The sequence below is a fragment of the Tenacibaculum sp. XPcli2-G genome (genome assembly GCF_024124505.1).
Classification (GTDB): Bacteria; Bacteroidota; Bacteroidia; order Flavobacteriales; family Flavobacteriaceae; genus Polaribacter; species Polaribacter mesophilus.
Genome location: NZ_JAMXSH010000001.1, coordinates 712,487 through 734,403 on the forward strand (window position 1 = coordinate 712,487; position 21,917 = coordinate 734,403).

Consider the following 21,917-nt stretch of genomic DNA (forward strand, 5'->3'; position numbering starts at 1 on the left):
GTACATGTTCTGAGAAAATTTTAATTTCTTACTTTAGTTATTCCACCAAACACCAAAATTAATACTATTACCATTAGTAGCTTGAGCAGCTAATTCGTAATTTATCTTATTTAAAGAGGCTTCTTCTGCAGGATAGGGCATTCTTACAGGAATTAAATTGTTATTTAAACTTGCTGAAATAGGGTTCAGATTAGGAAACCCAGTTCTACGATATTCTATCCACCCTTCATAGCCGTTAATAATATTAGCAATCCATTTTTGTGTAATAATTTGCTCAAGGGCTTTTGCGTCGTCAAAACTAGCAGTTGTTGTAAGGTAATCATTAGGTATGTTGGTGTTCCAATAACTAAAGGCTTGTTTGGTAGCTAATTCGTATAGTGATTTGGCATCGTGGGTAATAAGACCTTTATGAGCTGCTTCTGCTAATAAAAAATTAGTTTCCCAAGCGGTCATATAATTGGCTTGCAAATTTCCGGAATGTTCTCTAAAAATAAAACCAGCTAATGAATAATCTCCCAATGAAATAGTGGTTTTTGAAGCGTCTATTCCGTTAATTAACCCGTTGTAATTGTTGGGAGGAGTACTGGAAGGTCTAAAAAAAGTTTGAATTCTAGGGTCATTTAGCTCTTTTAAAATTTCTTCAATAGTTTTAGACATTACAAAGTTGTTAAAATCTCCTACTCGTAAACGCGCCATTCTAAAGTTATTAGGCTCTCCGTCTGTAAAATTAAAAACAGCATTTTGAGCATTGTTGGCAATGTAGTTGCCATCGGTTACAATTTCTTGAAGTTCTTTTCTTGTATCTTGTTTTGATGAAATACGGATGAGTGCTTTTATTCGTAATGAGTTGGCAAATAAAATCCAGCTATCTAGATTTCCGTTGTATAAAACATCGCCCGTTAGCGGTAAATTACCCGTGTAATTTTTAATTGCTATTATTCCCTTTTTTAAACTATCTAAAATACCTCCATCTGCTAAGTAAATAGCTTCTTGTGTGTCGTATTTGGGAGTAACAGTTTTGTTATCTCCATTAAAAGCATCACTATAGGGAACATCTCCAAAAAGATCTGTCAAAGTCATAGCCATATATGCCTTAAAAATTAAAGCAGGGCCTTCATACACTTTAAATGTTGGATTATTTTTGGCTTTGTTTAGGATAATTTCATTGTCTCTTAGATTAGTGTAAAATACAGGCCATGGATTCCCACCTAATTGTGGTGATTTTAAAGCATGACGATCAAATAAATTAAAATCTAAAGCAGTAAGTTGCTGACTTAATAAATTACCTGCAACAAAACCTTCATACGACATTGCCTCTCCATAATTGTAAATAACTTTACGAAATAATAAACTGGGTTCTACATCAACAGGAAAGTTGGGATTTGTATTTATTTTTTCAAAATCACTAGTACAACTTGTTATAAGTGCTAATAGGAAGAGAGATATGTAATTTTTCATGATATTGTTTTTTAGAAGTTTACACCTAGTTTAAATCCGAAGCTTTTGGTGGTAGCATACGACATATCTTCTACACCACTAACAATTCTATTTCCCTGCACTGCTAGTTGCTCTGGATCAAAATGAGGAATGTTACTAATTGCAAATACATTTTTACCTATAAAAGAAAGAGTTACATCAGCTCCATTTTTAACGAAACCAAAGGCATTGTTTTTTAAATTGAAGGTATAACTGAAGGCAAATTGTCGTAACTTTAAATAAGAGGCGTCATAGACATTGTTTTCTTCATGATTTCTGTCGTAAAATTGTCTGTAATAACTTTCGGGAGTTATTGCAGTTGTATTTGGGGTGTATATTGGGTTTTCTGGAGTACCAGTATTTACAACCCCTTGTGGAATAATACCCGATGTTGGTCGGTAAGTTGTTTCTTTTAACTGACCAGCAACTCCTGCTAAAGCTAAGGTTCTTGAAACTAATTCTCCCCCTTGTCGCCAATCAAAAAGGAAGTTTAAATTCCAGTTTTTGTACGAAAAACTATTGTTGAGTCCCATTGTAAAGTCAGGATTGTAATTTCCTAGTTTTTTAAGTGTAGGGTCTGCAATAAAATTTCCTTCTGATGTTAAGACAAAATCACCTTTTTCATTTTTTAAGTAACCAGTTCCGTAAAAATCACCGATGCGTCCGCCTTCTTCTACTTGAAACCAAACTGTTTGATCTGGATTGTTGTATACTCTTGAATACGCCAATGTAATTCGTCCACTGTTTTGAGGTAACGATTCAATGGTGGCAACATTTTTACTAAAGTTCACAGTAGTATTCCATTTGAAGTTATTGGTTTTAAAAGGAGTGGCATTTATAACAAGCTCTACCCCTTCAGAACGTACTTTTCCGCCATTAACTACTTGTTGTTTAAAACCTGATGAAATAGGAATTGGAAGTGATAAAATTTGATCTTTGGTAAGTGCGTTGTAATAAGTAATATCAAAAGTTAAGCGATCATTAAAAAAACGAAGATCAGCCCCTATTTCAAAAGAAGTTGTTTTTTCTGGGCGTAAGTTAGGATTGGCAATAAAATTTTGACTTGTAAATGCTGGTTGTGAATGTACATTTGTTGTGGGTATAAAAGTTCTTGAGGTTTGATATGGATTGGTGTCGTTACCAACCTGAGCAATGCTCGCACGAATTTTAGCAAATGAAACCGTTGTAGGAAGGGGAAATAATTTGCTTAAAATGACGCTGGTAGAAACCGAAGGATAAAAGAAAGAAGTATTAGTGGTGGTAATTGGAGTAGCAAGCGCGCTAGACCAATCATTCCTACCTGTAATGTCTAAAAAGAAAATATTTTTATATCCTAATTTTATTAAGCCATATAAACTGTTGATTCTTTTTTCTGATAAAAAATTAAAAGTTTCAATGGGAGAAGCAGCGTTGTTAAAGCTAAAAATACCGGGTTGTGCTAATTGTGTAGTTTGTGTTTGTTGTGTACTAGCTTTTTGATCAAGACGATTTCCTCCTAAGGAAATGTCAAGAGTAATATTATTAACTTTAGGGGTATAATTAATTAAAAAATCGGTGTTAATTTCTCTATAGGTTACTTTGTGTTCAGCATATGCACCATTCCTAAACCGATTGGAACTAAAGTTTCTTAAAAAACGCCTGTTTTCACTAGAGTAATCCATTCCTGTTCTTAGTGTTAGGTTTAGGTTGTTGGTAATTTGTTGTTTTGCTGAAATATTACCAAAAACACGGTCTCTGTTAAATTCATTTCTATTTTCGTGTAATATGAAATATGGGTTGTCAAAAAAAGTATAGTTGAACGAATATTGTTGTTTACCCTCCAATCCTGGTTGCCAATAATTTTTTAAACTGTTAATGTTTAACGATCGAGGCCCCCAAGCTACTAATGAATAATTCACGTTTTCAGATCCGTATCCATTAGAAGGTCTGTTATCACTATTGCTATTTACATAATTAACATGCGAAGTAATGGTAGTGTTTTTTGAAGGGATGAATTGCAAATTAGTAGCAATTGTTTTACGATGTAAATTAACACCTGGTATAATTGATTCACTGTTAACATCGGTCAATGACAAACGATAATTCCCTTTGTTAAATCCCGATGCTATGGCAATGTTATTAATCGCTGTAATACCTGTTTTATAAAAATTTATTAAGTTGTTAGGGTGTGCTATAAATGGAGTGGGGGTGATAGGAAATCCATTGTACAAAGCAGTATCACCTCCTCTAACGGTAGTGCCATCGGGTAGAGATACTGGACTGTCAAATTGAGGAATTAAAGTACCTTGGTTTAATCTTGGTCCCCAACTGTAGGAAATATTGTCGTTAGTTCCTCCACCTAACCCATTAACAAATTCAAAACGTCCAGAATTTCCTTGTCCGTATTCGTTTTGAAACTGAGGAAGTTGGAAAGCTGTGTCAATAAATAAAGAAGAATTAACACTCATTTGAAAAGCATTGCTTCCTTTTTTTGTGTTGATGATAATAACTCCATTAGAAGCTCTAGTACCATATAAAGCAGCAGCACTAGCTCCTTTTAATACGGAAACAGAGGCAATATCATCGGTGTTAACTTCCATAGCACCGTTACCAAAATCAGCTTCTTGAAAACCTGCAGCTGCCTCATTAGTATTATTAAAAATAGTATTATTGTTTATGGGGGTACCGTCTACAATAAAAAGTGGATTGTTATTGGTGAAAGATTGTTCGCCTCGTATGACGATTTTTGAAGATGAGCCAACGCCAGTAGCCCCACCACTGGTAATGTTAACACCCGCTAATTTTCCTGATAAATTATCTAAAAAATTTACCGATTTAACTTCTGAAATATCTTTCTGTTGGATGCTTTGAATAGCATATCCTAGCTCTTTAGACTCTCTTTTTTTATTTAAAGCAGTAATAATTATTTCGTCTAACCCTGTATTTTCTTCTTGCAAATAAATAGATATACTCTTTTGATTCCCAACTTTAATTTCTGCTGTTTTATAGCCTATAGAAGAAAAAATTAGTATATCGTTTTTGCTCTTTATTTTTAAAGAGTAATTGCCGCTATTATCTGTAACCGTTCCTTTCGTGGTGTTTTTGATAGTTACGTTAACAAAAGGAATGGGAGTTCCATTGTTTTTTGAGGTTACTTTTCCTCTAATTGTATATTGAGCATTCGCAAAGGTGGTTAGGCATAATAACAACCCCAGTAAGATTTGTTTCATGTATTTTATAAATTTTGTTTCATATTGAGAATCATCAAAGAGTAAATAAAAAGCGAAGCATTTTACTACTAAATGAATGATTGTTATGATATTGTTGTACTTAAGAAAAAATGGAAGTTCTTTGTGAAGTTGTAGGAGAACCTTTGTTGTAAAGTACTGAGGTGTATTGATATCTGTATGTGTATGAGGTGTTGTAAAAACTTTTTCTCAATAAGAGAAGTATCTTATTAATTAGGTATTTTAGGAAACTGTTCGTTGAATAACGATTTAAAAAATAGATTAAATCGTTTTCTGAATCAATATCTTTTAAGTATGCGAGTTGTGATACAGAATGTTCGTTTTTTTCAAGTATTTTTTTTAGCGTACTAAATAAATCAGGAGTTTTCCAAGGAAGTGTTGCAAAACTTTTCTTGTTAAAATGTTTTTGATTAATGGCGAGTAAATAAATGCCTCCATCTATTGAAGGACCTAAAACAGGAAGGTCGTTTTGAAGATGGTCAATAGCCTTTTGTAAGTGGGAAGCGTTTAAATTTGGACTGTCATTTCCTACAACAATTATGTTATGAAACCCTTTGGCAAAAGTGTTTTCTATAGCGTTTGTAAAACGCTGACCAAAAGTAGCTCCTATTTGGTGAGTTTCATTACAAATACATATTTGAGCGTTTGTTTTTGAAGCTTCAAAAACAATCTTTTTATTTAAATAGTCAAATAACTGTTCCCCTTTTTCTAAAAACTTATTTTCAGCCTCTCTTTTAGAAGAGTTTGCAAAAATAAGAATAGCTATATTGGGTTGTTTTGACATTTATGGACTTTCCATTAATTAGAATAAAATGGAAAAGTCGAAAGAAATATATTTGCATTACAAAAAAAAGCCGCTAATTAAATTAGCGGCTTTTTAAAGCAAGTAGGCTATTTATTTTTTATTAGCTTCTTTAATATATTTTTCTAAAGCCATAGTCATTGAAGGTGTTTCTGGTGTCGGAGCAGCAATATCTACACGTAAACCTCTATCTTCAACAGCTTTAATAGTAGTGTTTCCAAAAACAGCTATTCGAGTATTGTTTTGTTTGAAATCAGGAAAGTTTTCAAATAAACTATCAATCCCTGATGGACTAAAGAATACCAAAATATCATAAAAAACATTTTCTAAATCAGATAAGTCACTGACTACAGTTCTATATAAGTCCGCACGTTTCCAGTTAACTCCCAATTTATCTAATTCTTCAGGAATTAAAGATTTTAATTTATCAGAAGAAGGAAGTAAAAACTTCTCGTCTTTATGTTTCTTGATTAATTTAGTTAATTCAGGAAATGTTCTATTACCAACATAAATTTTACGTTTACGGTACACAACGTATTTCTGTAAATAATAGGCTACAGCTTCAGATTGACAGAAGTACTTCATATCATCAGGGACAGTAAAACGCATTTCTTCAGCGATTCTAAAAAAATGATCAACAGCATTTCTACTGGTAAGTATAATGGCTGTGTAATTGTTTAAATCAACTTTTTGAGCTCTTACTTCCTTTACAGGTATTCCCTCGACATGAATAAACGATCGAAAGTCAACCTTAACCTTTTGCTTTTCTGCCAAGTCAAAATATGGCGATGTTTCTGTTTTTGGTTTTGGTTGAGAGACTAAAATAGTTTTAACTTTCATAAACTTTCTCTTTATTACGTAGTTGTTGTTTTATAAAGAATTAATAGCGGTGCTATTTCAAGGGTGCAAAAGTACAAAATAAAATAAAACAACTTACTAATTACAAGTTTTTTATTATTTGTTAAAATTAAAAAGACCCTAAAAACAAGCAAGATACAGAAAGAATAAATTAAGAAAAGTTTATTTGTAAAAGTGTATTGATACAGTATGATAATGGGAAATAACCAAATGCTAAGAACATATAAATAACCCGATTTTGTATATAAAAAATAGTTTACGGTTTTAGATAAACCAAGAATATTTGCCAATGCATAATCTAAAAAAAAACGAACAGAAAAATACACAGAAACAAACAAGAAGAGTCCTAAAAAAGCTAGAAAACTATGAGAATATATTTCTGATACTAAAGTGAAAAATAAAAATAAAGAAATAACAATTATAGAAAAAGAAAACAGTAACAATTTAAAAGGTGTGAAAAAAGAAACACCTTCTTCCATTCTTTTATGAAAAAAACCAGGAGTTACAAAAGCAATAGTATATCCATATAACTTAGTAGGTTTTAGTAGCTTCATCATAGCCAATAATACAATAGCTAGTATGATAACTAAAGTAACCCAATTATCATTATATATAACTCTTTCTATTGCTTTCAATTGTTTTTATACTTTTTTAATTAACACAAAATTAGTAATAAATAAATGTATCTTTGCCCAGATTTATATGAAAATTACATGAAGTCAGACGCTTTAATCATAATTCCTACGTATAATGAAAAAGAAAACATTGAAGCTATTATTCGAGCAGCCTTTAGTCAAGAAAAGGTGTTTCATGTGTTGGTTGTAGATGATAGTTCCCCTGATGGAACTGCAATAATTGTAGAAAAGTTACAAAAAGAATTTCCTAATCAGCTTTTTATTGAAAAAAGAAAAGGGAAAAGTGGATTGGGAACTGCGTATATTCATGGTTTTAAATGGGCAATTTCTAAAAAATACAATTATATTATAGAAATGGATGCTGATTTTTCACATAATCCAAAAGATCTTATCAAATTATACAATGAATGTGTTAATAATGGAGCAGATGTAGCTATTGGTTCAAGATATTCAGTAGGGGTAAATGTTGTTAATTGGCCAATGAGCAGAGTGTTATTGTCTTATTTTGCATCAAAATACGTACGGTTAATAACCAGAATGCCTATTCATGATACGACAGCTGGTTTTGTATGCTATAAAAGAAAAGTTTTAGAGACAATTAAGTTAGATAAAGTTAAATTTGTAGGATATGCTTTTCAAATTGAAATGAAATACAAGGCATGGAAGCACAAATTCAATATCAAAGAAGTCTCAGTTATTTTTACTGATAGAGTTTTAGGAAAGTCTAAATTAAGTAAAGGCATAATAAAAGAAGCTGTTTTTGGAGTGATAAAAATGAGAATTAACGGATTACCGAAATAGGAGAATGACCACAATTACGACAAGAGAAGCAAAAAAAGAAGATTTAGAAATCTTGTTAGGGTTTGAACAGGGTGTAATAGAAGCTGAAAGACCTTTTGATTCATCACTGAAGGAAGGAAAAATTAGTTACTATAATCTGAAAGAAATGATTTTTGCTGACAATGTACATTTAATTGTGGCAGTATCTGGAGATGAAATTGTGGGGTCAGGTTATCTCAGAATAGAAAAATCTAGAAGTTATCGTAAAAATGAACATAATGGATATATTGGTTTTATATATGTAAAACCTAATTTTAGAGGTAAAAAAATAAGTGCTTTAATTTTGAATTCGTTAAAAAATTGGGCAAAAAGCAAAGAAATACGAGAGTTAAGACTTGATGTTTACAACGACAATTTATCAGCAATAAAGGCGTACGAACGCTTTGGTTTTAACAAAAGTTTGATTAACATGAAAATGGAAATTTAGTAGAAAATGAAACAATCATATTTAATTAAAAACGCACAAATCGTTAACGAAAACAAGGTTTTTAAAGGCGATGTTTTAATAGAAGGAGAATTTATTAAGGAAATAGGAGAAAACATAATTCCTACAGGTGATGTATTAATGGTTGATGCAGAAGGAAAGTTTTTAATTCCTGGTATGATTGATGACCAAGTGCATTTTCGTGAGCCAGGTTTAACACACAAAGCAAATATAGCTACAGAAAGTAAGGCTGCAATTGCAGGAGGAATTACTTCTTTTATTGAAATGCCAAATACAGTACCTCAAGCAACAACTCAAGAATTATTAGCAGACAAGTTTGATATTGCAAGTAAAACATCGTATGCTAACTATTCTTTTATGTTTGGAGGAACTAATGACAATTTAGAAGAGTTGTTAAAAACGAATCCAAAAGACGTTGCGGGAATCAAACTATTCTTAGGTTCTTCAACAGGAAATATGTTAGTTGATAATGAAGAAGTATTAGAGAAAATATTTTCGTCAACTAAAATGTTAATCTCTGTGCATTGTGAAGATGAAGCTACCATTAGAAAAAATACAGAAGAATACAAAGCAAAATACGGTGATGATATTCCTGTAAAATACCATCCGTTAATTCGTAGTGAAGAAGCTTGTTATTTATCATCTTCAAAAGCAATTGAATTAGCAAAGAAAACAGGAGCACGTTTACATATTTTCCACTTATCTACAGAAAAAGAAACGCACTTATTCCGAAATGATATTCCGCTAGAGGAAAAACAAATTACGGCAGAGGTTTGTGTACATCACTTATGGTTTACCGATGCTGATTATGATAAAAAAGGAACACATATTAAGTGGAATCCTGCAGTAAAAACTCAAAAAGACAAAGATGGTTTATGGAAAGCTTTGTTAGATGATAAGATTGATATTATTGCAACCGACCATGCACCGCATACCTTAGAAGAAAAGGATAATGTTTATACAAAGGCACCTAGTGGAGGTCCATTAGTACAGCATGCAGTTCCAGCTATTTTAGAAAAGGTGAAAGAAGGAGTGTTGCCAATAGAAAAAGCAGTAGAAAAGATGAGCCACAATCCAGCGAAAATCTTCAAAGTTGAAAAAAGAGGATTTATAAAAGAAGGTTTTTATGCTGACTTGGTTTTAGTTGATGTAGATAAGAAATGGACGGTTGATAAAGAAAACGTATTGTATAAATGCGGATGGTCTCCGTTTGAAGGAGTTGAGTTTTCAAATCAAATAACACATACTTTTGTAAACGGAAACTTAATGTATAACGAGGGAATTTTTAACGAAGAAATTAAAGGGAAACGATTATTATTTAACAGATAAATGAAGTCTTTTTTTTACATATGTATTGGTTTGTTTTTGGTGTCTTGTACCAGTAATACGATATACAAAAAGCCTGACAACTTAATTCCGAAAGATTCTATGATTTCGTTATTAACCGATATGTATATTGCTTCTTCTGCCAAAAATCAAAAAAATAAGTTTTTAAAGAGAGAAAAAAACTATATGTTTTTGGTATACGAAAAGTATAGAATTGATAGTACTCGCTTTGATGCTAGTAATACATATTACACTTCTATGGTTGATGAGTATACTGAAATTTTAAATAAAGTAAAAAAGAACATTGATTCATTAGACGTTTTATATAGAAAAAAGCAAGAGGTTCAAGATTCAATAAAAGGAATTAAAAAGGAAGGAAAATTAAAAAGAGATACAGTTTTAGATAAAGAACTATTATTGAATGACCTTCCTAAAGAATTAATAAAAAGAGAAGATAGAGAGTTTGAAAAAAAGGACTTAAAGAAAATTAAGTAACTTACTTTTTAAACTCTTTAGAAACTCTAGCAATTACATCATTCACTGGTTCAAAATCAAAATCAAGTTGTTCTATAATTTTTTTAGAAGTATAGAACGATTTGTTGTGAGCAGATTTTGCAGAGTTTTTAGTTAGTAAAGGTTCCTTACCAGTAAGCTTTGTTAAAAGCCAGTCGATTTTCCAAAATATTGAGGTAACAAACTGTCCTACTTTTTTTGAAGGTCTTTTTTTATTTAGGTTATCAGCAATACTAAATAAAACATCTTTAAACGATTTGTTTTCTGAAACAAGAATAAAACGTTCATTTTTTATGTTAGAATTCATTAGATCTATCATAGCCTTCACCACATCATTTACTCCAACAAAGCCAGTAACACCTTCAGTGTAAAAGTTAAATCCATTACTTATTTGAGTAAACATTTTACCAGAGCCTTCATTCCAAAAACCTCCTCCTAAAATTACACCAGGATTCACAATTACAACATTTAAGTCTTCTTGGCTACCTCTCCAAACCTCCATTTCAGCACCATACTTGGTAATTGCATATCCATGATTTTCATCACTATCAAGCCATTCGTTTTCTTCGTTAATTGGCTTACCATTAATAGCATTACCAACCGCAGCGATGGAACTTACAAAACAGAATTTATCTACGTTAGCATCAATAGCAAAGTTGATTAAGTTGGCAGTTCCTTCAATGTTTACCTGACGCATTTTTCTATAATCTTTTGGGTTAAAAGAAACCAATGCAGCACAATGATAAACCTGTGTGATGTTATCAAATACAGGTTCTAGGGAAGGAATATCAGTAATGTCAGCTTGTATCCACTCAATTTTAGAAAAATACTGTTGCACATTATCTGTATAAAAAGAAAAGATTTTCTTAACATATTCACGCTTTTCTTCAGTTCTAAAAATAGCTCGAATCTTGTCGTTTTTTTGGCTTAAATGATATAATAAATGTGAGCCTACTAAACCTGTTCCTCCTGTAACTAAAATCATAAAGCGAATTTAGTTTATTTTGGTTGATAAACTTATCTTTGCTTCTTTAAAAATAGAATAAAATGACCAAGAATTTAGTAGAAGAATTACAATGGCGTGGAATGATTCACGACATTATGCCAGGAACCGAAGAACAACTTCAAAAAGAAATGACGTCGGTTTATATTGGCTTTGATCCAACTGCAGATTCGTTACACATTGGTAGTTTAGTTCCAATTATTTTACTAGTTCACATTGAAAAAGCAGGGCATCAGCCAGTAGCTTTAGTAGGAGGTGCAACAGGTATGATCGGTGATCCAACAGGAAAATCAGATGAGCGTAATTTATTAAATGAAGAGGCTTTAGCTAAAAACGTAGCAGGTTTAAAAAGAACATTAGGTCGCTTTTTAGACTTTGATAACGGAGCTAAAAATTCTCCTTTATTAGTAAACAATTACGATTGGATGAAGGACTTTTCATTTATCGAATTTGTACGTGATGTTGGTAAGAGAATCACTGTAAACTACATGATGGCAAAAGATTCTGTAAAAAAACGTATTACAGGAGAAGCGGGTAACGGGATGAGTTTTACAGAGTTTACGTATCAATTAATTCAAGGGTATGATTTCTATCACTTATATAAAACCTTAAACTGTAAATTACAAATGGGAGGTTCTGACCAATGGGGTAATATTACCACAGGTACTGAACTAGTCCGTAGAATGACACCAGGAGAGGATGCAAAAGCATTTGCAGCTACTTGCCCATTAATAACAAAAGCTGACGGTTCTAAATTTGGAAAGTCTGAAGGAGGAAATGTTTGGTTAGATGCAGATAAAACGTCAGTTTACAAGTTTTACCAATTTTGGCTAAATACTTCGGATGAAGATGCTGAAAAGTATATTAAAATATTTACGTTTTTAGATAAAGAAACTATTGATGCTTTAATTGCTGAACATAAAGAAGCACCACACCAAAGAGCATTACAAAAGAAGTTAGCTGAAGAAGTAACAATTTTCGTACATTCTAAAGAAGAGTTAGATAAAGCGATTGCTGCTTCAAATATTTTATTTGGAAAGTCAACAGCTGACGACTTAAAGAATTTAGATGAACAAACCTTTTTAGATGTGTTTGATGGTGTACCGCAAGCTGAGGTAACGTCGGAGGACATAGCTGAAGGCTTAGATATGATTGCAGCCTTAGCCGCTAAAACTGGATTCTTAAAATCAAACGGTGATGCAAGAAGAGCTTTAAAAGAGAATTCAATATCAGTAAATAAAGAAAAAGTAAGTGAAGACTTTGTTATCACTTCAAAAGACCTTATTGCTGATAAATACGTGTTATTACAAAGAGGTAAGAAAAATTACTTTTTATTAAAGGTAGCATAAAGAAAATCGTAGGCAAAAACTAAAAAAGCCCTTAAAAGAAATTTCTTTTAAGGGCTTTTGTTTATAATATATAAACAAACGTGAGAAAATAGTTGTTAATTACGAAACTGCTTTTAAATCAAATGTTAAAGGGCACCTTTTACAATTAACACCTTTCTTTTGATATTTGTTACAGCATTTACTTTTAGGCTTAATACAATTACTTGTACATGCGGAGCTGCAAAAAGTAACTTTTTCTAGTCTCTTAATAGAAGCTTTAGAGGTAACTTTCTTGGTTTCAGTATAAAAAACAATCATTATTCTTCAATAAAATCTTTGCAAAGATAAGTTTTTTATTTAGAACAAATTAAAATAAAACAAAAAACATGTATTTTTATTATTGATTATAAGTAGGGATAATCGTATCTTTGCGTGAGAAAAAAGTCCTTTTTTTGATAAAAAAACTAAGCATATATTTTTTTGTTGCACTCTACATGATAGCCATGTTGCGCCCAATAGCTCCTTTTGTTGAGTATGCAATAAATTATGATTACATATCAAAAGTTTTATGTATTAATAAAGATAAGCCAGAATTAAACTGTAACGGTAAGTGTCAGTTAATGATGGAGCTTGAAAAACAACAAGACGACGACTTTAAATCGCTACGAATCTCGATGGAAGAATATCCTATTGGGTTTGTTTCTATTCTTAATATAAATTTAGAAGAAAAACAGTTTGTAAAAGAGAAAGGAACATTTTCTTATAAAAAAAACTATCACTACTTATTTAATAAAGAAGTATTTCATCCTCCTATTATTTAATCTTCATAATTGGCTAAAATTACTACTAATTGGTTACAAATAACGTAATCAAAAGAGTAGACTATTGTAAAATAAAAACAAGATTAAAACACAATTTACAGGCAAAAACTTTAATGATGCTCAGCATTGTTAAAGAAGTACTGTAGTATATAAAAATTAAAAGATGAAAAAAATATTAGCTATCATAGCTTTTGCTATGGTGTTCACTTCATGTAGTGACGATGAAATAATTAATGATAAATTAGAAGGAAAAAACGAAGTAGTAATAGAATTCGATAACGGTTTTGCTGAAGACAAGCTTTTATTAGGGACTTCAACATACACGAATGGAAATGGAGAAGTATTAACTGTAAATTCTTTCGATTATATCGTAAGTAACTTTGTGCTTGTAACAGAAGAAGGAGAAGAATTTGTATACCCTAAAGAAGAAAGTTACTTTATAATTAGTGAAGGAGGAGGAGACAAACCTAAGAAAATTCAAATATCACTTAAAGACGTACCAGCAGGAAAGTATACAAAAGTTAAATTCGGAATTGGTGTAGATCAAGAACGATTTAAAGAAGGACAAGCTGTTCAGCAAGACTTTTGGACTTTAGCAGAAAAATACAATTTAACTTGGAGTTGGCAAGCGGGTTATAAGTTTGTGGTTTTAGAAGGAAATTACAAAGAAAACACTACTAGTGATGAAAAACAATATATGCTTCATATTGCAAGTAGAGGAACAACAGTAGATTTATATAAGGAAGTAGAATTACCTATGGATGCTGCTATTGTGAGTAAAGAACAATCGCCACAGTTGCATATTAAAGTAGATGCCAATACAATGTTAGATGGTAAATCTAAAATTAAACTTTCAGAAGGTGCAACTATTATGGGGGGAGATAAAGCAGCTACCATAGCAGAAAACTATACTGAGATGTTCATGGTTCACCATGTACATCATACAAACCATCATTAATTAACACATCTAATCAAAAAGAATAGGGTGAAAGTTCACTCTATTCTTTTAAGTGTAATAGGCTAATTGAAAAAAATTAGCTATTAATACCGTATGTAATGAAAAAAATAATGATTGTCTTGCTAGTATGTTCTTTTTTTAGTTGTAAGCAGGAAGATGTGTATACTAATGTTGAATTAGCTTTTGAACAACCGAGCAACTTTCCTGAACCTCATTATAATTTAAGCTCAAACCCAATTACAGAAAAGGGATTTGAGTTAGGGAAAAAGCTTTTTTATGAAGGAAAACTATCGTCAGACGGAGTAGTTTCTTGTGCTTTTTGTCATCAGCAAAAGTTTGCGTTTACACACCATGGACATCAATTAAGTCACGGTGTAGAAGATAGAGTAGGGACTAGAAATACGCCTCCAATTCAAAATATGGCTTTCCAAAAACAGTTTTCATGGGATGGAGCTGCTTTTCACTTAGATATATTTCCAATAATACCAATTACCAATCCCGTTGAAATGGACGAAACAGTAACCAATATTTTGGAAAAACTACAACAAGATGCAGCTTACCGAAAATTGTTTAGTCAAGCTTTTGAAGATGGAGAAATCAATGCTGACAACACGTTTAAGGCGATGTCTCAATTTATGTTAATGATGGTTTCAGCCAATTCAAAGTACGATAAATATGTTCGAGTGGAAAAAGGAGGAGAGTTTTCTGAGCAAGAAAAAAAAGGATTAGAGCTTTTTAAATCAAAATGTGCTTCTTGTCATACATCTGACTTGTTTACAGATGATGCTTTTAGAAATAATGGTTTACCAATAAACCCAGAAATTAACGATTTAGGAAGAATGACGGTTACCTTATTAGAAGAAGATAAATACAAGTTTAAAGTGCCTAGTCTAAGAAATATTGAACTTACTGCTCCGTATATGCATGACGGTCGATTTGGGTCTTTAAAATCGGTATTGAATTTTTATGCAACAGGAGTTCAAGAAACCCAAAACCTAGATCCAATTCTTAAAAATGAGAATGGAACAATCGGAATAGCATTAAACGAGCAAGAAAAAGAAAACATTATAGCCTTTTTAAAAACATTAACAGATGAAGAATTTATCACAGATAAAAGATTTGCCGAATAAAGTACTACTCATATTAGTATTATTAATTTCAGGACAAATACAAGCGGACACATTCCCTAAGCGATATGAGCTATTTTTAGACTGTGATGCTTGTGGTTGTAGTAACAGCGGAGGTAGTTTAGGAATGGGAGGAATAATAGATAATAATTTTGTTGGTGTACGTTATTTACACCAAAAATACCAATCAAAAGATGGGATTTTTAACAACTCTCCAATTATAAATGAGTATTTTAATACAGTACAAGTTTGGTCTCGAATTCCAATTATTAAAGAGTATTTAGAAGCCCAAATTTTTGTTCCTTTTCATTTTCATTCAAGAGACTATGTTGATAAAACAACAGCTATTGAAGGTTTAGGAGATATATCTTTTTTAATTAATTATACCGTTTTAAATAAAAATACAGGAAGTTATAAAGAAGAAAAAGATAAGGTTATATCTTCTAATCATTTATTAAAAGTTGGTGGAGGGTTAAAGTTACCAACAGGAACTTACAACGAAGCAATTAATAATTCAATAAACCCTAGTTTTCAATTAGGAACAGGAAGTATTGATGTAATAACGAACCTTCAGTACGTATTTAAGAGAAATAATTTTGGAGTTACAAATTATCTTAATTATTACATAAAAACTACAAATAAAGAAGAATATCGATTTGGAAATCAATTTAATTTCAATAGTACTTTCTTTTATGCTTTTAAAGATAGTAAGCAAAATAGTTTTGTGCCTTCAATAGGAGTTTCAGGAGAATTCTATGAAAGTAATAAAATGATTGGATTAAAAGTTAAAAATACTGAAGGTCATGCATTGTTTTCTAGCTTAGGTGCCGAGTATAATGCAAAAAAATTAACAGTAGGAGCCTTAGCAATGTATCCAATACAGCAAAATTTAGCACAAGGAACTATAGAAGTAGAATATAGAACATCTATTTACTTGAATTACAATTTTTAAGAAAATTATTCTTTGCTTGTTTAGAGTCAAAAAATAGGATTGTTTTAAAAAAAGAGTGAATTTTACGTAAGGATTCTTAAATTTGATGACAAAACCCTCAATTAATAATTAAAAATAAGAACATGAAAAAATCAATTTTATCAATTATCGTGCTCGCTGTAGCTTTAGTTTTTTCAAACGAAGTAACAGCTCAAAAATTTGCGAATTTAGATAAAAGTCCAATGGATGCAGCTGCTTTTCCTAGTAGTTATAGAATTTCAGATAAAAAAGTAAAAGTTGTTTATAGCCGTCCACAATTAAAAGGAAGATCGTTAGCAAAACTAGCTCCTATGGGAAAAGTATGGAGAACAGGAGCGAATGAAGCAGCTGAAATTACATTTTATAAAGATATAACTTTTGGAGGTAAAAAAGTAAAAGCAGGAACCTATACCTTATTTACAATTCCAGGGGAAAAAGAATGGACTCTTATTTTAAATACAGCTAAAAATGTTTGGGGGTCTTACTTTTATAACGAAAGTGAAGATGTAGCTAGAGTTACTGCTCCTACTTCTAAGTCGGACGAAACAATTGAAGCTTTTTCAATTGTTTTTGAAGGAGAAGATGATACATTTAACATGTACATTGGTTGGGACAACGTTATTGTTACTGTTCCTATAAAAGGATAAGCAAAAGAAATTTCAGAAATAAGAAAAGCATAACCAAATTAGTTATGCTTTTTTTGTTTAAAATAATCTAAGAAATATTATTGCTCTAGTTTGTATTTTAGCTCAATATCTGGATGCATTTGGTAAGTGTAAACAATTGAATTAAATAGGAAAGGATGTTCAATTCCCATTTCAAGAGGAATTGTTAAAGAAGACTCGTTTCTTGTTAGCCAGATATTATCATAAATATGCACCAATGTGTCTAATAGTAAGTAATTGTACTGTTCTATATTTAATGATTTTACAGCTACTTTTTTATCGGGTAGTTGAGTAGAAATAATATCAGATTTGTTTAATGAAATAACCTCTCTAACATTTATAATGGTGTCAATTTCTTCAGTTATATGTTTAGAATCTGTAATTGAATTAACCGATAAGCTCATTTTTATCAAAACATTTTCTGGAATTACAGCAATATCTTCTGATAGTTGAGGTAGTAGATTAAATAAAATAGGAACATAACACTCTCTGTACAACAAAGCATCCAATGTTTCACTAAAGAGTATATGAAACTTTTCAGGTTCAGGTATTTTAAAAGTAACAGCGTCTGCAGTATAATAGTTCGTTACATAATTGGTAAGTTCTAATTTTTGAATAAGGATTTTCGCATATTTTAAAGACTTATCATTAATTTCTAGTAAAGAAAACTGTATTTCTTCAGGACTAAAAAGCGGAGCAATTAGAGTAACAAACGGAGCATAAGGTCCACAACCAGCATAAAAAATATGAATTGTTTCATTAGGATGGTCTTGTTGTTTTTCTTTAATCGCCATCACCATAGCTTTTAAAAACTTCACAGTTCGTTTATAATCTAACAAACACTGTGCAGCATGGTTTAATCCTAAAGCCTTTCCTTTTGAAGTTGTTATAGCTGCTAAGTGCTCTATATGATTGTCAAATCCAGTGAGCTGAGTTAATTCTTTAAAGTAAGTATGTATTTCGTTTATTAAATTTTCAATTTCAGATTGTTCAATAGAGTCTTTAAGTAAAGTAGATACTTTTTCTTTAATATCTAAAGCCGTTATATTTTCGTTCATAGTAGGTTAGTTGTTAAGTTTCCTAAATTATAAAAATATAGCCAAGTAAGGCTAGCTACACCAAGCTTTTTTGAAACTTAAATTAAATCGCTCATTACTCAAAAACAATCAGTAAAGACATTTTAAAACGTTTATAAACATACAATTAATATCTTCCAGAAAGTATTTTACCAATACGTTTACAATTAACTTTAAACTTTAAAAAATGTCTACAAATTACACAACGCTATCCGTTACAAATCAAACCTCAAAACCAGTAGAGGTTTACGTAACTTTTGCAGCATCAAATGCTGCTAATAAATGCTGTCCATCTCCTGTTGGAGTGTCAGATTTTAGTTTTTTAACCAAAGTGAATAAACTCATGGGAAAATTTGAATTAGGAGCTAAGGATACTAAAGAGTTTGATCCGAAAGGAGAATGTTTTAGTGGAAATATTTGTTTTTATATAGAACCACAGTGTCCTGTAAAAGGAGCAGACTTTAACCACGGAGCACAAGGAACGAGTATTGCAGAGTTTACATTAAACCCAAATACCTCATGTGCTGAAGCTTTTGATATAAGCTGTGTTAATGGAATAAATAGCTTTATTGCCATGGAGGTAGACAAGGATGGGGGGTGGAATTACGGACCAAATAAAACACCTATTAGTAGAATTTATAATAAAAAGTTACGGAAAAACTCAGGTAATCCAGGAGTGTTTCCTGTAAACTGCACCGATTGTATTCAATTAAAAGGCGATAAACCATGCCCTACATTACCTTATGGACCACCTCAAAAAGAAAGGATATGTAACATTCAGCGATCGGAACGTGGCGGAACATTAAAAGTAATTTTAACAGATACATCATTAGGATAATATAATAAACTCTCTCTTATTTCAATTTTAAACCTTGCAAACCTTATAAGGCTTGTGAGGTTTTTTGTATTTATTTAAGTTTTCATGCTGTATTAAAAGAACTAAACTTTTTACTTATCAACAATAACTGTAAATTTGCATCCTTTAAAACAAGCGATTACAAATGCAATACAATCACCAAGAGATAGAAAAAAAGTGGCAAAAGTACTGGGCAAATCAAGGTACATTTAAAGCTGAAAATAATTCTGATAAACCAAAATATTATGTGTTAGATATGTTTCCTTATCCATCAGGAGCAGGATTACACGTTGGGCATCCATTAGGATATATCGCATCTGATATTTATGCACGTTACAAGCGTCATAAAGGGTTTAATGTATTGCATCCACAAGGATATGACTCTTTCGGGTTGCCTGCTGAACAATATGCGATTCAAACAGGACAACATCCAGCAATTACTACCGAAACGAATATTAAAACTTACCGTCGTCAGTTAGATAACATTGGGTTTTCATTTGATTGGTCTCGCGAAGTTCGTACTTCAAATCCTAAGTACTACAAATGGACACAGTGGATTTTTATTCAACTATTTAACTCTTGGTATAATAATGACACTGATAAAGCAGAAGATATTGCAACCTTAGTAGCTAAGTTTGAAGCAGAAGGAAACGCGAATGTAAATGCCGTTTCTGATGAAGATATTACTATTTTTTCTGCGGAAGAGTGGAAAAGCTTCTCTGACAAAGAACAACAAGAAATACTATTACAATACCGTTTAACATTCTTATCTGATACCGAAGTAAACTGGTGTCCGGCACTAGGAACGGTATTAGCAAACGATGAAATTGTAAACGGAGTTTCAGAACGTGGCGGGCATCCAGTAGTGCGTAAAAAAATGACCCAATGGTCTATGCGAATTTCTGCGTATGCACAACGTTTGTTAGACGGATTACAAAATATTGATTGGCCACAACCATTAAAAGATTCTCAAACCAACTGGATTGGTCGTTCGCAAGGAGCGATGGTTGCTTTTGATGTGGATGGTCACGATGCTAAAATAGATGTATTTACAACACGTCCTGATACTATTTTTGGAGTGTCTTTTATGACCTTAGCTCCAGAGCACGATTTAGTAGCGAAAATTACCACTGCAGAACAAAAAGAGGCTGTAGAAGCTTACGTAGAAGCTACAGCAAAACGTTCAGAGCGTGATCGTATGGCAGACGTAAAAACTATTTCAGGAGTGTTTACTGGGGCGTATGCATTACACCCATTTACAGGAAAACAAGTACCGATTTGGATTGGTGATTATGTATTAGCAAGTTACGGAACAGGAGCAGTTATGGCGGTACCATGCGGTGATCAACGTGATTACGATTTCGCAAAACACTTCGGATTAGAGATTCCAAATATTTTTGCAGATGTTGATATTTCTGAAAAAGCAAACGATGCTAAAGATGGAATCAAATTAACCAATTCTGATTTTTTAGATGGTTTAAATTATAAGAAAGGAATGAAAACTGTAATCTACGAATTAGAAAAACGTGGATTTGGTTACGGAAAAATAAACTATCGTTTACGCGATGCAGTATTCAGTCGTCAACGTTATTGGGGAGAACCATTCCCAGTATACTATAAAGACGGAATGCCGCAAATGATTGATGCAAAGCATTTACCAATCGTATTACCGGAAGTAGAGAAATATTTACCTACTGAAGACGGAAAGCCACCGTTAGGAAATGCTGAAGTTTGGGCGTGGAATAGTATTGAGAATAGAGTAGTGAGTAATGAGTTAATAGATAATGAAACTGTATTTCCTTTGGAGTTAAACACAATGCCAGGGTGGGCAGGAAGTTCTTGGTATTTTAACCGTTATATGGACTCGAATAACGAAGGAGAATTTGTTAGTAAAGAAGCGGTTGACTATTGGAAACAAATAGATTTATATATTGGAGGTTCTGAACATGCTACAGGGCATTTATTATATGCACGTTTTTGGCAAAAATTCTTATTTGATAGAGGATTGTTACCTGTGGATGAATTTGCTAAAAAACTGATTAATCAAGGTATGATTTTAGGAACTTCTGCTTTTGTATATAGAGTAGAAGGAACAAATACATTTGTTTCTAAAGGGTTAATAGGAGATAAAAAAGTACAACCTATTCATGCTGATGTTTCATTGGTAAATTCTTCTGATGAGTTAGATGTTGAAGCATTTAAGAAACATCCATTAAATGTTGATTTTAAAGATGCTGAATTCATTTTAGAAGAAGGTAAATATATTGTAGGTCGTGAGGTAGAAAAAATGTCGAAATCGAAATACAATGTGGTAAATCCAGATTTGATTTGTGAAGAATACGGTGCGGATAGTTTACGTTTATTTGAAATGTTCTTAGGGCCGTTAGAGCAAACCAAACCCTGGAAAACATCTGGTATTTCAGGAGTGTATTCTTTCCTAAAGAAATTATGGAAATTATTTACTGATGAAAACGGTATCAACGTTTCTGATGCAGAACCAACTAAAGACGAGTTAAAAACCTTACATAAAACCATTAAAAAAGTAGAAGAAGATATTGAGAACTTCTCGTTCAATACGTCAGTTTCTACCTTTATGATTGCGGTAAACGAGTTGACTGCTCAAAAGTGTAATAAGAGACAAATTTTAGAACCTTTATTAGTGCTAATTTCTCCGTATGCTCCGCATATTGCAGAAGAATTATGGAGTCAGTTAGGGCACAATGAGTCTATTGCAACTGTAGCTTTTCCGAAATTTGAAGAAAAACATTTAGTTGAAAGCTCAAAGAACTATCCAGTTTCTTTCAATGGAAAAATGCGTTTTACTTTAGAATTACCGTTAGACATGAGCAAAGATGAAATTGAGAAAACAGTCATGGCACATGAAAAAACACAACAACAATTACAAGGAAGAGAGCCTAAAAAAGTAATTATTGTTCCAGGAAAAATTATAAACATTGTAGGGTAAGTTAACCTTAAATAAATATAGAAAGC

At 31.9% G+C, this 21,917-nt stretch carries 19 protein-coding genes; 12 read left to right on the forward strand and 7 right to left on the reverse strand.

Going from position 1 to position 21,917, the window contains the following annotated elements; translation table 11 throughout:
• Positions 1-33 precede the first annotated feature (33 nt).
• The 5 genes from NH341_RS03140 to NH341_RS03160 all read right to left on the reverse strand — a co-directional run bounded on the left by NH341_RS03140 (position 34) and on the right by NH341_RS03160 (position 6,998).
• Positions 34-1,458: a SusD/RagB family nutrient-binding outer membrane lipoprotein gene (locus tag NH341_RS03140; RefSeq protein ID WP_253055673.1), complete on the reverse strand. Its 1,425-nt coding sequence runs from the start codon at positions 1,456-1,458 to the stop codon at positions 34-36.
• Positions 1,459-1,469: 11 nt separating this feature from the next.
• The gene (locus NH341_RS03145; RefSeq protein WP_253055674.1) at positions 1,470-4,685 is read right to left on the reverse strand and encodes a SusC/RagA family TonB-linked outer membrane protein; all 3,216 of its coding nucleotides are present in this window, start codon (positions 4,683-4,685) and stop codon (positions 1,470-1,472) included.
• Between the two features lie 100 nt (positions 4,686-4,785).
• Positions 4,786-5,487: a DUF2064 domain-containing protein gene (locus tag NH341_RS03150; RefSeq protein ID WP_239178209.1), complete on the reverse strand. Its 702-nt coding sequence runs from the start codon at positions 5,485-5,487 to the stop codon at positions 4,786-4,788.
• Between the two features lie 111 nt (positions 5,488-5,598).
• On the reverse strand, positions 5,599-6,345 hold the full coding sequence (locus NH341_RS03155) for a uroporphyrinogen-III synthase (RefSeq protein ID WP_047787881.1): 747 nt from the start codon (positions 6,343-6,345) through the stop codon (positions 5,599-5,601).
• A 14-nt stretch (positions 6,346-6,359) separates the two neighbouring features.
• Entirely contained in the window at positions 6,360-6,998 is a 639-nt protein-coding gene (locus NH341_RS03160; protein ID WP_073182241.1) for a DUF4271 domain-containing protein, read from the reverse strand.
• 78 nt (positions 6,999-7,076) lie between these two features.
• Between NH341_RS03160 and NH341_RS03165 the strand changes: the two genes are divergently transcribed.
• From NH341_RS03165 to NH341_RS03180, 4 genes are read left to right on the forward strand one after another with little or no spacing between them, the layout of a single operon-like run.
• Complete coding sequence (locus tag NH341_RS03165; protein ID WP_073182240.1) at positions 7,077-7,799, forward strand: polyprenol monophosphomannose synthase; 723 nt, start codon at positions 7,077-7,079, stop codon at positions 7,797-7,799.
• Positions 7,800-7,803: 4 nt separating this feature from the next.
• Entirely contained in the window at positions 7,804-8,265 is a 462-nt protein-coding gene (locus NH341_RS03170) for a GNAT family N-acetyltransferase (RefSeq protein WP_159610994.1), read from the forward strand.
• Between the two features lie 6 nt (positions 8,266-8,271).
• Positions 8,272-9,612, forward strand: a complete 1,341-nt coding sequence (locus tag NH341_RS03175) for a dihydroorotase (protein ID WP_253055675.1) — start codon at positions 8,272-8,274, stop codon at positions 9,610-9,612.
• On the forward strand, positions 9,613-10,104 hold the full coding sequence (locus NH341_RS03180; protein WP_167712795.1) for a DUF4296 domain-containing protein: 492 nt from the start codon (positions 9,613-9,615) through the stop codon (positions 10,102-10,104).
• A 1-nt stretch (position 10,105) separates the two neighbouring features.
• Here the strand turns inward: NH341_RS03180 and NH341_RS03185 are convergent, their stop codons facing one another.
• Positions 10,106-11,107 carry an SDR family oxidoreductase gene (locus tag NH341_RS03185; RefSeq protein ID WP_253055676.1) on the reverse strand — a complete coding sequence of 334 codons (1,002 nt, stop codon included), beginning with the start codon at positions 11,105-11,107 and terminating at the stop codon, positions 10,106-10,108.
• 62 nt (positions 11,108-11,169) lie between these two features.
• Here NH341_RS03185 and tyrS point away from each other — a divergent pair, with 62 nt between their 5' ends.
• The 6 genes from tyrS (at position 11,170) to NH341_RS03215 (ending at position 16,976) form a co-directional block, all read left to right on the forward strand.
• On the forward strand, positions 11,170-12,474 hold the full coding sequence (gene tyrS, locus NH341_RS03190) for a tyrosine--tRNA ligase (protein ID WP_047787874.1): 1,305 nt from the start codon (positions 11,170-11,172) through the stop codon (positions 12,472-12,474).
• 431 nt (positions 12,475-12,905) lie between these two features.
• Positions 12,906-13,274, forward strand: coding sequence for a hypothetical protein (locus NH341_RS03195; protein WP_239178205.1), 369 nt, complete (start codon positions 12,906-12,908; stop codon positions 13,272-13,274).
• Between the two features lie 163 nt (positions 13,275-13,437).
• On the forward strand, positions 13,438-14,232 hold the full coding sequence (locus NH341_RS03200) for an MbnP family protein (RefSeq protein WP_073182234.1): 795 nt from the start codon (positions 13,438-13,440) through the stop codon (positions 14,230-14,232).
• A 98-nt stretch (positions 14,233-14,330) separates the two neighbouring features.
• The gene (locus NH341_RS03205) at positions 14,331-15,362 is read left to right on the forward strand and encodes a cytochrome-c peroxidase (protein WP_047787870.1); all 1,032 of its coding nucleotides are present in this window, start codon (positions 14,331-14,333) and stop codon (positions 15,360-15,362) included.
• Complete coding sequence (locus tag NH341_RS03210; RefSeq protein ID WP_253055677.1) at positions 15,325-16,311, forward strand: transporter; 987 nt, start codon at positions 15,325-15,327, stop codon at positions 16,309-16,311. Before NH341_RS03205 ends, NH341_RS03210 begins: the two co-directional genes overlap by 38 nt.
• 122 nt (positions 16,312-16,433) lie before the next feature.
• A complete protein-coding gene (locus NH341_RS03215) occupies positions 16,434-16,976 on the forward strand; it encodes a DUF2911 domain-containing protein (RefSeq protein WP_159488601.1) in 543 nt (180 codons plus the stop codon).
• A 77-nt stretch (positions 16,977-17,053) separates the two neighbouring features.
• On the opposite strand, the gene NH341_RS03220 is transcribed toward NH341_RS03215, so the two are convergent.
• The gene (locus NH341_RS03220) at positions 17,054-18,052 is read right to left on the reverse strand and encodes a phytanoyl-CoA dioxygenase (protein WP_239178201.1); all 999 of its coding nucleotides are present in this window, start codon (positions 18,050-18,052) and stop codon (positions 17,054-17,056) included.
• 205 nt (positions 18,053-18,257) lie between these two features.
• Here NH341_RS03220 and NH341_RS03225 point away from each other — a divergent pair, with 205 nt between their 5' ends.
• Positions 18,258-18,908 (forward strand): hypothetical protein, encoded by a 651-nt coding sequence (locus tag NH341_RS03225; protein ID WP_159488597.1) that lies wholly within the window; start codon positions 18,258-18,260, stop codon positions 18,906-18,908.
• Between the two features lie 163 nt (positions 18,909-19,071).
• Positions 19,072-21,891 carry a leucine--tRNA ligase gene (gene leuS, locus NH341_RS03230; RefSeq protein ID WP_253055678.1) on the forward strand — a complete coding sequence of 940 codons (2,820 nt, stop codon included), beginning with the start codon at positions 19,072-19,074 and terminating at the stop codon, positions 21,889-21,891.
• Positions 21,892-21,917: the final 26 nt, after the last annotated feature.